Raw genomic sequence first — 13,910 nt, forward strand, 5'->3', positions numbered from 1 at the left:
GTCTTGCCGTGGTCAACGTGGCCGATCGTGCCGATGTTCACGTGCGGCTTGGTGCGCTCGAACTTGCTCTTTGCCATTTTAGGTCTCCATTCTCTTACCCCTTGCGGGGTCGAAACTCTTGATCGGTGAATTGTATTCCGGTCAACGCTGACCGGAATACTTTGCCTGGATTTCCTGTGCCACGTTGGCCGGGACCGGGGCGTAGTGATCGAACACCATCGAATACTGCGCGCGGCCCTGCGACATCGAGCGCAGCTTGTCCACGTACTTGAACATGTTGGCGAGCGGAACGTGTGCATTGAGCACGACGCTGACGCCACGCGCTTCCTGGCCCTGGATCTGGCCACGACGCGCATTGAGGTCGCCGATGCAGTCACCCACGTAATCTTCCGGGGTCACGACTTCGACCTTCATGATCGGCTCGAGCAGCTGGGCTCCGGCCTTCTTGGCAGCTTCACGGAAGCAGGCACGCGAGGCGATTTCGAAGGCGAGAACCGAAGAGTCGACATCGTGGTAAGCGCCGTCGATCAGGGTAGCCTGAACGCCGAGCATCGGGAAGCCTGCCAGCGGACCGGAGGACAGAACGCTCGCAATGCCCTTTTCGACACCCGGGATGTATTCCTTCGGAACCGAACCACCAACGATCTTGGATTCGAACTTGAAGTCTTCTCCATCCGGATTCGGTCCGAACACGATCTTGACGCGAGCGAACTGGCCCGAACCACCCGACTGCTTCTTGTGGGTGTAGTCTTCGGTATGTTCGCGGGTGATCGTTTCGCGATAGGCAACCTGCGGCTCACCGACATTGGCTTCAACCTTGAACTCGCGACGCATACGGTCGACGAGAATGTCGAGGTGAAGTTCGCCCATGCCTGCGATGATCGTCTGACCCGACTCTTCGTCGGTCTTGACGCGGAAGGACGGGTCTTCGGCAGCGAGACGGTTGAGCGCGAGGCCCATCTTTTCCTGGTCGCCCTTGGACTTCGGCTCGATCGCGATCTGGATGACCGGCTCGGGGAATTCCATACGTTCCAGGATAACCGGCTTCAGCGGGTCGCAGAGCGTGTCACCGGTGGTGGCATCCTTGAGACCAGCCAGAGCGACGATGTCGCCTGCAAAGGCTTCTTCGATGTCTTCGCGGCTGTTGGAGTGCATCTGCAGCATACGGCCGACGCGCTCACGCTTGTCCTTGACCGTGTTGAGAACAGACGAACCCTTTTCGAGCTTGCCAGAATAGATGCGGCAGAAGGTGAGCGAACCGACGAACGGGTCGTTCATGATCTTGAAGGCGAGCATCGAAAGCGGCTCGGAATCATCGGCATGACGTTCGACTTCGGCTTCGGTCTTGAAGTCGATGCCCTTGATCGCCGGAATGTCGAGCGGCGACGGCAGGAAGTCGACGACAGCGTCGAGCAGCGGCTGGACGCCCTTGTTCTTGAAGGCAGAGCCGCAGAAGAACGGGAAGAACTTGACGTCGATCGTGCCGCGGCGGATGAGCGCGCGGATCTGGTCGTTGTCCGGCATGTTGCCTTCGAGATAGGCTTCCATGGCGGCTTCGTCGATTTCGACGATCGTTTCGATCATCTTCTCGCGATACTCTTCGGCCTGAGCCTTGAGGTCGTCCGGAATCTCGACGACATCCCACTGGGCGCCGAGCGACTCGTCGCGCCAGACGAGCGCGTTCATCTCGATCAGGTCGACGACGCCCTTGAATTCGCTTTCAGCACCGATCGGCAGCTGGCAGACGACGGCGGTGGCGCCGAGGCGGGTCTTGATCATTTCAACCGAACGGAAGAAGTCCGCGCCGGTCTTGTCCATCTTGTTGCAGAAGATCATCCGCGGGACGTTGTACTTGTCGGCCTGGCGCCAGACAGTTTCGGTCTGCGGCTCAACGCCGGCGTTGGCGTCGAGAAGCGCAACAGCGCCGTCGAGAACGCGCAGCGAACGTTCGACTTCGATGGTGAAGTCGACGTGGCCTGGCGTGTCGATGATGTTGAAGCGGCGCATCTTGCCGTCGCGACCCTTCCAGAAGGTCGTGGTGGCAGCGGACGTGATGGTGATACCACGTTCCTGCTCCTGCTCCATCCAGTCCATCGTGGCGGCGCCGTCATGGACTTCGCCGATCTTGTGGGACTTGCCGGTATAGTAAAGGACGCGCTCGGTCGTGGTGGTCTTACCAGCGTCGATATGCGCCATGATACCAAAATTGCGGTAGTCTTCGATTTTATATTCGCGAGCCATGACGGACTGCCTTTCGTTCGATGATTACCAGCGATAATGCGAGAATGCGCGGTTGGCTTCGGCCATCTTGTGCGTGTCTTCACGCTTCTTGACGGCAGCGCCACGGTTGTTGGCAGCATCGAGAAGTTCGCCGCACAGACGATCGACCATGGTCGTTTCGTTCCGCTTGCGGGCGGCAATGATCAGCCAACGGATAGCAAGAGCCTGACGGCGCTCCGGACGGACATCCACGGGAACCTGGTAGGTTGCACCACCAACGCGGCGCGAGCGGACTTCGACATGCGGAGCGATGTTGTCGAGCGCCTGATGGAACAGCGCGATCGGCTCAGCCTTGGCCTTGGCCTGGGCGGCATCAAACGCACCGTAAACGATCTTTTCGGCGACGGACTTCTTGCCATCATACATGATGGCGTTCATGAACTTCGTGACCACCAGATCACCGAACTTCGGATCCGGATTGATCTCGCGCTTTTCTGCTTTATGACGTCTGGACATATTCTCGTCTCTCAGATGTTGGCGGCGCTCATCACGCGGAGAACCTCGCGCAGCGCCCTATTCCGTTGAACCGAATTACTTCGGACGCTTCGCACCGTACTTGGAACGACGCTGCTTACGGTTCTTGACACCCTGGGTATCGAGAACGCCGCGGATGATGTGGTAACGAACGCCCGGCAAGTCCTTGACGCGGCCGCCACGGATCATGACGACAGAGTGTTCCTGCAGGTTGTGGCCTTCACCCGGAATGTAGCCGATGACTTCGAAGCCATTGACGAGGCGGATCTTGGCAACCTTACGAAGTGCCGAGTTCGGCTTCTTCGGGGTCGTGGTGTAAACGCGGGTGCAAACACCACGCTTCTGCGGGTTTTCCTGCAGGGCAGGAACCTTGTTGCGCTTGACCTGTGCCTGACGCGGCTTGCGGATCAGCTGGTTTACGGTAGGCATCTAACCATCCCTTAAAATCTGTTTTCCATACCCTTTCGGGGCACTCACGGCCGTCACCGACCGACACGAGGAGCGCAATGCGCAAATAACGGACCGATCCGCTCTTGTGCGGATGACCCGAAAAAGCAGAGGATTCCCCGGTAAATACGGAGCATCATGCGTGCTGCAATCGCGTTTCAACGTGCTTTTCGAACCTTGTTTGGAGCGAACTTCAGGACGCGACGTCCCGAACCAGCCAGCCCCACATCGGCTCTGATGGCGGCGGTACTATCCGCAAACAACCTTAAGGTCAAGGCCCGGCCGGAAATTATTCGCTCAACGCTCGGAAACCGTCGGCTTTGCGGCCAATTGGAAGGGGCTAACCTTAATGCCCGCTGGGCTTTTTATTGCATATGCGAAGCTTTTGAGGCAATAATTTGTTAACCGGCTGAATAGACTCCGAGACTCGTCGATTTCATAGGCCCGGCACAATCAGGGTCGCTGATTCCCCTCGGGATCAACTGTCATGAGAATCGGGTACCGGCGACAGGTCATCCGACGCATACGGAGAGAATCACACATGGAAGAGCCGGTCAACGACAACGAGCCCAGCGGCGGCTTCGTCTTCATCATCATTGGCAAGGCCTATGTCGAAGGCGATGACGAGGGTATCGACATCCACGTCATGCTGCAGGCGCCCGACGACGACACCGCCGTGCGCGAAGCCCTCAATGCCCTGTCGGAGGAAGGCTTCGCCGAAGCCGATCTCGATCAGATCGGCACGATCATGGGCGAGCCGGACGAAGAGCCGCATGCCTCCGCCTATCAGGGCGCGCTCGAAGGCGAAGTGGCCATCATCCGTTTCGATTGAACGGAAGAGAGGCCGCGCCGAACGCGGCCTTCCACCTTATTGCCGGATCTCGCCCGAAGGCCTTGGCGTCGAGAGCGTTTCAGCCGGCAGCACCGGATAGACGATTTGCGGCATCGTTCCGGTCAGTGACTGCAGGAACGCGACAATCTTGTCGATCTCCTCGTCCTTCAGGCTTTCGCCCAGTTGGGCCGTTCCCATCACGCCAACAGCCTGCTTGAGATCCCAGACCTTGCCGGAATGGAAATAGGGCGCCGTCAGCGCGATGTTGCGCAGGGGTGCAGCCCGGAAGACATAGGAATCGTCTGCCGTCTTGGTCACGGCAAATCGGCCCTTGTCGTTCTCCGGCAGGACATCCGCCCCCGGCTTCTCGACAAGACCGAACGGATAGTAGCCCGTACCACCGAGATTGACGCCATTGTGGCAGGAGGCACAGCCCTTGTCGATAAAGAGTTGCAACCCCTCCTTCTGGGTCTCGTCCAGCGCCTCGCGATCCCCGTTCAGATAGGCATCGAACGGCGTCGGCGTGGTCAGCGTTGCCTCGAAGGCCTCGATCGCTTTTGCCATATTGTCGAACGTTACGGGATCGGCCTCCGCCGGAAAGGCCCCCTTGAACCAGGTGACATATTGCGGCATCGAGTTGAGGGTGCGAACCACCTGCTCGGCCGTATTGGCCATCTCGGCGCCGGCTTGCACCGGCCCTTTGGCCTGGGCTTTCAGATCTTCCGCCCGGCCATCCCAGAACTGGGCCGAATTGAACACCGCATTGAAAACGGTCGGCGCATTGCGCGGCCCCTTCTGCCAGCCATGGCCGATCGATGTCTCGAGATTGTCATCGCCGCCAGTTGCGAGATTGTGACAGGAATTGCAGGAGAAGACGCCCGAGGCCGAGAGGCGCGGATCAAAGAATAAGGCCTTTCCGAGCGCAATCTTCTCGGGCGTAATCGCATTGTCCTTCACCATCGGCATTGCGGCGGGAAGCGGCTTGAAGGCTTCCAGTGCCAGGTCGCGTAAACTGTCCTTTGCCTCATCCGCCAAAGCGGCTGTCGACGACAGAAGGACCGCACCTACAATCAACATCAATTTCTTCATCATGGCCTCCATCAACAGGATGAGGCTAGCGCCGAAAAATCCCCTCGCCTTGTCCCCGATCAATGGCAAAGATCAAGGAACGAGCAGGAGATCCTAATAGGCTCGAAGAAACGGTGTCTTACGTTACGTTATGACGTGAAAATTCGCGGAAAAAAAAGCCGCCGGAGTTTCCTCCGGCGGCTTTTTCAATTCAACGGTACGGCAGCGATTACTCGCCGGCCGGAACCTGTTCGCCAGCGGCGAGATCCTGCAGCATCGGGGTTGCGTCATCCGCACCCGAGCCGCGCTTGCGCTCTTCGAGGATCATGTCGTCGCGCGCCATGGCGATACGACGGATCTGCGTCATGGTGCCGCCGGTACCGGCCGGGATCAGACGACCGACGATGACGTTTTCCTTCAGACCCTGCAGCGTGTCGCGCTTGCCGGCGATCGCAGCTTCCGTGAGAACCTTGGTGGTTTCCTGGAACGATGCGGCCGAGATGAACGACGGCGTCTGCAGCGATGCCTTGGTGATACCCAGCAGAACCGGCTCGCCATAGGCAGGCTTCTTGCCTTCCTCGATGAGACGATCGTTGACTTCTTCCAGTTCGATCCGGTCGACATTGTCGCCCGGGATGTAGCCGGAATCGCCCTGCTCGGTGATTTCCACCTTCTGCAGCATCTGACGAACGATCACTTCGATATGCTTGTCGTTGATCACGACGCCCTGCAGTCGATAGACTTCCTGGATTTCGTTGACCAGGTAGGAAGCCAGAGCCTCCACGCCCTTGATCGCCAGAATGTCGTGCGGTGCCGGGTTACCGTCGAGGATATAGTCACCCTTTTCGATATAGTCGCCATCCTGAAGATGGAAGGGCTTGCCCTTCGGGATCAGGTATTCGACCGGTTCGACACCGTCTTCTGCCGGCTCGATGATCACGCGACGCTTGTTCTTGTAGTCGCGACCCAGACGGATCGTACCATCGATCTCGGCGATGATGGCGTGATCCTTCGGACGGCGGGCTTCGAACAGTTCGGCGACGCGCGGCAGACCACCGGTGATGTCCTTGGTCTTGGCGCTTTCCATCGGCGAACGGGCAAGAACGTCACCCTGGCTGATCTTCTGACCCGGCTCGACCGAGAGGATCGCGTCGACAGACAGCATGTAGCGGGCGTCACCACCACGTGACAGCTTCATTATGTTGCCGTTCTCGTCCTTGATGACGATGGCGGGCTTGAGATCGGAGCCGCGCGGGGTCGAACGCCAGTCGATAACCTGACGCTTGGTGATGCCGGTGGATTCGTCGGTCGCTTCGAGAACCGAAAGACCGTCGACGACGTCTTCGAACTCGATCCGGCCGGCAACTTCCGTCAGCATCGGACGGGTGTAGGCGTCCCACTCGGCCAGACGCTGACCGCGCTTGACCTTGTCGCCATCGTCCACCAGCACACGCGAACCATAAGCCACGCGCTGCGAGGAACGCTCGACACCACGTTCGTCCAGGATCTGGATCGCCATGTTACGGCCCATGGCAACGAGGTTGCCATCGGAGTTCCGCAGCATGTTGCGGTTCTTGATCTGGATCGTGCCTTCGTACGACGCTTCGAGGAACGAGCTGTCGACGACGGTCGCGGTACCACCAAGGTGGAAGGTACGCATGGTGAGCTGGGTACCCGGCTCACCGATCGACTGCGCCGCGATAACGCCAACGGCTTCGCCCATGTTGACCGGCGTACCGCGAGCGAGGTCGCGGCCGTAGCAGACCGAGCAGACGCCCGTACGGATTTCGCAAGTCAGAGCCGAACGGATGCGAACCGACTGGATACCCGCCTTTTCGATGACCGCCACCTGGGCTTCATCGATCAGCGTGCCAGCCTTGACGATATTCTCGCCGGTGACCGGGTTGTCGATATCGTCGAGCGCCGTACGGCCGAGGATGCGGGCACCGATCGAAGCTACGACCTGACCGGCATCGACGATCGCCGTCATGGTGAGACCGGTTTCGGTACCGCAATCGACCTGCGTGACGATGCAATCCTGCGCGACGTCGACGAGACGACGGGTCAGGTAACCCGAGTTCGCCGTCTTCAGAGCGGTGTCTGCCAGACCCTTACGGGCACCGTGGGTCGAGTTGAAGTACTCGTTGACGGTCAGACCTTCCTTGAAGTTCGACGTGATCGGCGTTTCGATGATCGAGCCGTCCGGACGCGCCATGAGACCGCGCATACCGCCAAGCTGCGACATCTGCTTCGGCGAACCGCGGGCCCCCGAATGGCTCATCATGTAGATCGAGTTCATCTGCTTCTGGCGACCCGATTCCGGATCGAACTCGACCGCCTTCAGGCGCTGCATCATTTCCTCAGCGACCTTCTCGGTCGCCTTGCCCCAGGCGTCGACAACCTTGTTGTACTTTTCGCCCTGGGTGATGAGACCGTCGTTGTACTGCTGCTCGTATTCCTTCACCAGATTTTCGGTGTCGGCAACGATCGTGTACTTGGAGGCCGGGATGACCATGTCGTCCTTGCCGAACGAAATGCCGGCGCGGCAGGCATGGGCAAAGCCGAGCTGCATGATGCGATCGCAGAAAATGACCGTGTCCTTCTGGCCGCAGTGACGGTAGACCGTGTCGATCATCTTGGAGATGTTCTTCTTGGTCATTTCCTGGTTGCAGATGTCGAAAGGAACATCGGGGTTCTTCGGCAACAGTTCACCGATGATCAGACGACCCGGCGTCGTGTCGTAGATCTTGGTAATCGGGTTGCCTTCACGATCGACCGTCTTGAAGCGGCCGCGGATCTTGGTGTGCAGCGTCACGACCTTGTTTTCGAGCGCATGCTGCAGTTCGCCGAGATCGGAGAACACCATCCCCTCGCCCGGCTCCTTCTGAGCGACGATCGAAAGATAGTAGAGACCCAGAACCATGTCCTGCGACGGAACGATGATCGGTGCGCCGTTGGCCGGATGCAGGATGTTGTTGGTCGACATCATCAGCACGCGGGCTTCAAGCTGGGCTTCGAGCGACAGCGGCACGTGAACGGCCATCTGGTCGCCGTCGAAGTCGGCGTTGAAGGCGGTGCAGACGAGCGGATGCAGCTGGATAGCCTTGCCTTCGACCAGCGTCGGTTCGAAAGCCTGGATGCCCAGGCGGTGCAGCGTCGGCGCGCGGTTCAGGAGAACCGGATGCTCGCGGATGACCTCGTCAAGGATATCCCAGACTTCCGGCTTTTCCTTTTCGACCAGCTTCTTGGCCTGCTTGACGGTCGAGGAATAACCCTTGGCGTCGAGACGGGCATAGATGAACGGCTTGAACAGTTCGAGCGCCATCTTCTTCGGCAGACCGCACTGGTGCAGCTTCAGTTCCGGACCGGTCACGATGACCGAACGGCCGGAATAGTCGACGCGCTTGCCGAGCAGGTTCTGGCGGAAGCGACCCTGCTTGCCCTTCAGCATGTCGGAGAGCGACTTCAGCGGGCGCTTGTTAGCGCCGGTGATGACGCGGCCGCGACGGCCGTTATCGAACAGCGCATCGACAGCTTCCTGCAGCATGCGCTTTTCGTTGCGGATGATGATGCCCGGCGCGCGCAGTTCGATCAGGCGCTTCAGACGGTTGTTACGGTTGATGACGCGACGATAGAGATCGTTGAGGTCAGAGGTCGCGAAACGGCCGCCATCGAGGGGCACGAGCGGACGCAGATCCGGCGGGATCACCGGCACGACCTTCATGATCATCCATTCCGGGCGGTTGCCGGATTCGATGAAGTTCTCGACGATCTTCAGCCGCTTCATCAGCTTCTTCTGCTTGAGATCGGACGTGGTGTCCGCAAGCTCCGAACGCAGTTCGCCGGCAATCTTTTCGAGTTCAAGCGCCGCCAGCATCTCATAGATGGCTTCGGCACCGATCATGGCGGTGAACTGGTCTTCGCCATACTCGTCAACGGCCAGCATGTACTCTTCTTCGGAGAGAAGCTGGTTTTCCTTGAGCGCGGTCAGGCCCGGTTCGGTGACGATGTAGTTCTCAAAATAGAGAACGCGTTCGACATCCTTCAGCGTCATGTCGAGCAGCGTCGAGATACGCGAGGGAAGCGACTTCAGGAACCAGATATGGGCAACCGGAGCGGCAAGTTCGATATGGCCCATGCGCTCGCGGCGCACGCGGCTGAGCGTGACTTCGACGCCGCACTTTTCGCAGATGATGCCCTTGTACTTCATACGCTTGTACTTGCCGCACAAGCATTCGTAGTCCTTGATCGGGCCAAAGATGCGGGCGCAGAACAGACCGTCGCGCTCCGGCTTGAAAGTACGATAGTTGATCGTTTCCGGCTTCTTGATTTCACCGTACGACCAGGAAAGAATCTTCTCGGGCGAAGCGATCGAAATCCGGATGGAATCGAACACCTGTGCCGGGGCCTGCGGATTGAAAAGATTCATGACCTCTTGGTTCATGCCTGTCTCCTTGGGGGCGCCTAACCCTGAATAGAAGCGGCGGAATGCGGAGCATTCCCTGCCACCTGTCAATCGGAACCGCTTGAAGCGGTCTGGACCACCCTTCCCCCTCGACGCAACACACGCGGATCAGGAAAGGCATGCCCGCGCGCAGACATCGGTCCGCGCGCGGGGTCACAACATTGGTTACTCGGCTGCGTCCGGCAGCTCCGCCTGGTCGTCGATGATCGTGTTCTCGAGTTCGACCGAAAGGCCGAGCGAGCGCATTTCCTTGACCAGAACGTTGAAGCTTTCCGGAATGCCCGCTTCGAAGGTATCGTCGCCACGCACGATGGCTTCGTAAACCTTGGTACGACCCGCCACGTCGTCCGACTTGACGGTGAGCATTTCCTGCAGCGTGTAGGCCGCGCCGTAAGCTTCGAGCGCCCAGACTTCCATTTCCCCGAAGCGCTGACCACCGAACTGCGCCTTGCCGCCCAGCGGCTGCTGGGTCACGAGCGAGTAAGGACCGATCGAACGGGCATGGATCTTGTCGTCGACAAGGTGGTTGAGCTTCAGCATGTAGATGTAGCCCACGGTCACCTGGCGGTCGAACTGTTCACCGGTACGGCCGTCATAGAGCGTCGACTGACCAGTATCCTTCAGGCCCGCTTCCGCCAGCATCTTGTTGATGTCGGCTTCATGCGCACCGTCGAAAACCGGAGTCGCGATCGAAACGCCGCGGCGGGACTGTTCGGCGAGGCGGAGAACCGACTCCTCGTCATAGTCCTTCACTGCCTCGGCCTTCGGACCGTTGCCCATGATGCTGTCCATGGTCATCCGCAGCGGCTCGATGTTGCCCGAAGCCTTGTAGGCATCGATCATCTCGCCGATCCGCTTGCCCATGCCGGCGCAAGCCCAGCCCAGATGCGTCTCGAGAATCTGGCCGACATTCATGCGCGACGGCACGCCGAGCGGGTTGAGCACCACGTCGACGGAGGTACCGTCTTCGAGGAACGGCATGTCTTCGACCGGAACGATACGCGACACGACGCCCTTGTTACCGTGACGGCCGGCCATCTTGTCGCCCGGCTGGATCTTGCGCTTCACAGCTACGAAGACCTTGACCATCTTCATGACGCCCGGGGGCATTTCGTCGCCGCGCTGCACCTTTTCGACCTTGTCCATGAAGCGCTGTTCAAGGCGCGACTTGGATTCGTCATACTGGGCGCGGAGCGCTTCGAGTTCGCTCTGGGCCTTCTCGTCTTCGACGGCGAACATCCACCATTGCGAACGGGGATATTCGGTGATCACGCCGCGGGTCAGGTCGGTGCCCTTCTTGAAGCCCTTCGGGCCGGCAATGGCGACATTGCCTTCGAGCATTTCGACCAGACGGCCGTAGACGTTGCGGTCGAGGATCGCCTGTTCGTCGTCACGGTCCTTGGCGAGACGCTCGATTTCCTCGCGCTCGATGGCCATGGCACGTTCGTCCTTTTCGACGCCGTGACGGTTGAACACGCGCACTTCCACCACGGTACCATAGGTGCCCGGCGGCATGCGCATGGACGTGTCGCGCACGTCGGAGGCCTTTTCGCCGAAGATGGCGCGCAGGAGCTTTTCTTCCGGCGTCATCGGGCTTTCGCCCTTCGGCGTGATCTTGCCGACCAGAATATCGCCCGGCTGCACTTCGGCACCGATATAGACGATACCGGCTTCGTCGAGATTCTTCAGCGCTTCTTCCGAAACGTTCGGAATGTCGCGGGTGATTTCTTCCGGACCAAGCTTGGTGTCGCGCGCCATCACTTCGAATTCTTCGATGTGGATGGAGGTGAACACGTCGTCGGACACGATACGCTCGGAGAGCAGGATCGAGTCTTCGTAGTTGTAGCCGTTCCACGGCATGAACGCGACGAGCGCGTTGCGGCCGAGCGCCAGATCGCCAAGATCGGTCGACGGACCGTCGGCGATGATGTCACCCTTGTTGACCACGTCACCGACGGTCACCAGCGGACGCTGGTTGACGCAGGTGTTCTGGTTAGAACGCTGGAACTTCTGCAGACGATAGATATCGACGCCCGACTTGGACGGATCGAGTTCTTCCGTGGCGCGGATAACGATACGGGTCGCATCCACCTGGTCGACCACGCCACCGCGGCGCGCTGCAATGGCAGCGCCCGAGTCACGGGCAACGACCGGTTCCATGCCGGTGCCGACGAACGGCGCTTCCGCCCGCAGAAGCGGAACGGCCTGACGTTGCATGTTCGAGCCCATGAGCGCGCGGTTGGCGTCGTCGTTTTCCAGGAACGGAATGAGAGCGGCAGCAACCGAGACGACCTGCTTCGGCGAAACATCCATCAGGTTGATGTTTTCGCGCGGCGCCAGAAGAACGTCACCGCCGTGACGGCAGACAACGAATTCTTCGGCGAAGCTGTTGTCATCATTCATCACCGCGTTGGCCTGGGCGATGTAGTACTTCGCTTCTTCCATGGCCGAGAGGTAGATGACATCGCTCGTGAGCTTGCCATCAACGATCTTGCGGTACGGGCTCTCGATGAAGCCGTACTTGTTGACGCGGGCGAAGGTCGCGAGCGAGTTGATCAGACCGATGTTCGGGCCTTCCGGCGTTTCGATCGGGCAGATACGGCCGTAGTGCGAGGTATGAACGTCACGGACTTCGAAGCCGGCGCGTTCGCGGGTCAGACCGCCCGGTCCAAGAGCCGAAAGACGGCGCTTATGGGTGATTTCCGACAGCGGATTGACCTGGTCCATGAACTGGCTGAGCTGCGAGGATCCGAAGAATTCGCGAACGGCAGCGGCAGCCGGCTTGGCGTTGATCAGATCCTGCGGCATCACCGTATCGATCTCGATCGAGGACATGCGTTCCTTGATCGCGCGCTCCATGCGCAGCAGGCCGAGACGGTACTGGTTTTCCATCAGTTCGCCGACCGAACGGACACGACGGTTACCGAGGTTGTCGATATCGTCGATCTCGCCCTTGCCGTCGCGCAGGTCGACCAGCATCTTGACCACGGCCAGGATGTCGTCCTTGCGCAGAACGCGGACGGTATCCGGGCAGTCGAGATCGAGACGCATGTTCATCTTCACGCGACCGACGGCAGAAAGGTCGTAGCGCTCGGCGTCGAAGAACAGCGACTGGAACATGGCTTCGGCCGATTCCATGGTCGGCGGCTCACCCGGACGCATCACGCGGTAGATGTCGAACAGAGCATCCTGCCGGTTCTCGTTCTTGTCGACGGCCAGCGTATTGCGGATATAGGCACCGACATTGATATGGTCGATGTCGAGGATCGGCAGTTCGTCGAAACCGTGCGCGATGATGACGGGAAGATTCTTCTCGTCGATTTCGTCGCCGGCTTCCATGTAGATTTCGCCGGTTTCCGGATTGACGAGGTCTTCGGCGAGGAAGTTGCCATAGAGATCGTCATCGGATGCCTTCAGAGCCTTCAGGCCCTTCTCGGCGAGCTGCTTGAGCAGACGCGGGGTCAGCTTCTTGCCGGCTTCGACAACCACTTCGCCGGTGTCGGCATCGATCAGGCTCGAAATGACCTTGGTGCCCTTCAGCGTTTCCGGCTGGAAGGGAACGCGCCAGCCTTCACCGTCACGCTGATAGAACGAACGGGTGTAGAAGGTCGACAGAATGTCTTCGCCGTCCATGCCGAGCGCCATCAGCAGCGACGACACCGGAATCTTGCGGCGACGGTCGATACGGGCGTGCACGATGTCCTTGGCGTCGAATTCGATATCGAGCCAGGAACCACGGTACGGAATGACGCGGGCAGCGAACAGAAGCTTGCCCGACGAATGGCTCTTGCCCTTGTCGTGGTCGAAGAACACGCCCGGCGAACGGTGCATCTGCGAAACGATGACGCGCTCGGTACCATTGACGATGAAGGTACCGTTGTTGGTCATGAGCGGCATGTCGCCCATATAGACGGACTGTTCCTTGATGTCCTTGATCGACTTGGAACCCGTATCCTCGTCAATATCGAACACGATGAGGCGCAGCGTCACCTTCAGCGGTGCTGCATAGGTCAGGTCGCGCTGACGGCACTCGTCGACATCGAACTTCGGCGGCTCGAATTCGTAGGAAACGAACTCCAGCATGGCCGCACCGGAGAAATCGGTGATCGGGAAAACAGACTTGAAAACGGCATTCAGCCCCTCATCGGGGCGACCGCCTTCCGGCTCCTCAACCATGAGGAACTGATCATACGATGCCTTCTGGACCTCGATGAGGTTCGGCATCTCAGCTACTTCGGGGATCTTACCAAAAAACTTGCGTACGCGCCTACGACCATTGAAAGAAAGGGTCTGAGCCATCGTCGCTCCTTGTCAATTTGCATCCGGGCCTGCAACGGACGGAGT

Annotated in this window: 7 protein-coding genes and 1 pseudogene; 1 reads left to right on the forward strand and 7 read right to left on the reverse strand. The window is 59.4% G+C overall.

Annotation, left to right across the window (positions count from 1 at the left end; all coding sequences use genetic code 11):
* From Q4481_RS03605 to rpsL, 4 genes and pseudogenes are all read right to left on the reverse strand, one after another.
* Nucleotides 1-77 (reverse strand): annotated as a pseudogene (locus Q4481_RS03605) (GTP-binding protein); the annotation flags it as partial.
* 64 nt (nucleotides 78-141) lie between these two features.
* On the reverse strand, nucleotides 142-2,241 hold the full coding sequence (gene fusA / locus Q4481_RS03610) for an elongation factor G (RefSeq protein WP_304374923.1): 2,100 nt from the start codon (nucleotides 2,239-2,241) through the stop codon (nucleotides 142-144).
* 24 nt (nucleotides 2,242-2,265) lie between these two features.
* On the reverse strand, nucleotides 2,266-2,736 hold the full coding sequence (gene rpsG, locus Q4481_RS03615) for a 30S ribosomal protein S7 (RefSeq protein ID WP_304374924.1): 471 nt from the start codon (nucleotides 2,734-2,736) through the stop codon (nucleotides 2,266-2,268).
* 75 nt (nucleotides 2,737-2,811) lie between these two features.
* Nucleotides 2,812-3,183, reverse strand: coding sequence for a 30S ribosomal protein S12 (rpsL, locus tag Q4481_RS03620; RefSeq protein WP_137153564.1), 372 nt, complete (start codon nucleotides 3,181-3,183; stop codon nucleotides 2,812-2,814).
* A 559-nt stretch (nucleotides 3,184-3,742) separates the two neighbouring features.
* On the opposite strand from rpsL, the gene Q4481_RS03625 reads away from it, so the two are divergent.
* Entirely contained in the window at nucleotides 3,743-4,033 is a 291-nt protein-coding gene (locus tag Q4481_RS03625; RefSeq protein ID WP_304374925.1) for a transcriptional regulator, read from the forward strand.
* Nucleotides 4,034-4,069: 36 nt separating this feature from the next.
* Here the strand turns inward: Q4481_RS03625 and Q4481_RS03630 are convergent, their stop codons facing one another.
* From Q4481_RS03630 to rpoB, 3 genes are all read right to left on the reverse strand, one after another.
* The gene (locus Q4481_RS03630) at nucleotides 4,070-5,110 is read right to left on the reverse strand and encodes a cytochrome-c peroxidase (protein ID WP_304374926.1); all 1,041 of its coding nucleotides are present in this window, start codon (nucleotides 5,108-5,110) and stop codon (nucleotides 4,070-4,072) included.
* A gap of 220 nt (nucleotides 5,111-5,330) precedes the next feature.
* Nucleotides 5,331-9,545, reverse strand: a complete 4,215-nt coding sequence (gene rpoC, locus Q4481_RS03635) for a DNA-directed RNA polymerase subunit beta' (RefSeq protein ID WP_304374927.1) — start codon at nucleotides 9,543-9,545, stop codon at nucleotides 5,331-5,333.
* A 186-nt stretch (nucleotides 9,546-9,731) separates the two neighbouring features.
* Nucleotides 9,732-13,865 (reverse strand): DNA-directed RNA polymerase subunit beta, encoded by a 4,134-nt coding sequence (gene rpoB, locus Q4481_RS03640; RefSeq protein ID WP_304374928.1) that lies wholly within the window; start codon nucleotides 13,863-13,865, stop codon nucleotides 9,732-9,734.
* Nucleotides 13,866-13,910 lie beyond the last annotated feature (45 nt).

Origin of the sequence: Fluviirhizobium alvei (assembly GCF_030551875.1) — a bacterium.
GTDB classification, from domain to species: domain Bacteria; phylum Pseudomonadota; class Alphaproteobacteria; order Rhizobiales; family Rhizobiaceae; genus Rhizobium_E; species Rhizobium_E alvei.

Bases quoted from the DNA above. Each gene is read 5' to 3' on its own strand.
- fusA (WP_304374923.1), bottom strand. From the start codon at position 2,241: ATGGCTCGCGAATATAAAATCGAAGACTACCGCAATTTTGGTATCATG.
- rpsG (WP_304374924.1), bottom strand. From the start codon at position 2,736: ATGTCCAGACGTCATAAAGCAGAAAAGCGCGAGATCAATCCGGATCCG.
- rpsL (WP_137153564.1), bottom strand. From the start codon at position 3,183: ATGCCTACCGTAAACCAGCTGATCCGCAAGCCGCGTCAGGCACAGGTC.
- Q4481_RS03625 (WP_304374925.1), top strand. From the start codon at position 3,743: ATGGAAGAGCCGGTCAACGACAACGAGCCCAGCGGCGGCTTCGTCTTC.
- Q4481_RS03630 (WP_304374926.1), bottom strand. From the start codon at position 5,110: ATGTTGATTGTAGGTGCGGTCCTTCTGTCGTCGACAGCCGCTTTGGCG.
- rpoC (WP_304374927.1), bottom strand. From the start codon at position 9,545: ATGAACCAAGAGGTCATGAATCTTTTCAATCCGCAGGCCCCGGCACAG.
- rpoB (WP_304374928.1), bottom strand. From the start codon at position 13,865: ATGGCTCAGACCCTTTCTTTCAATGGTCGTAGGCGCGTACGCAAGTTT.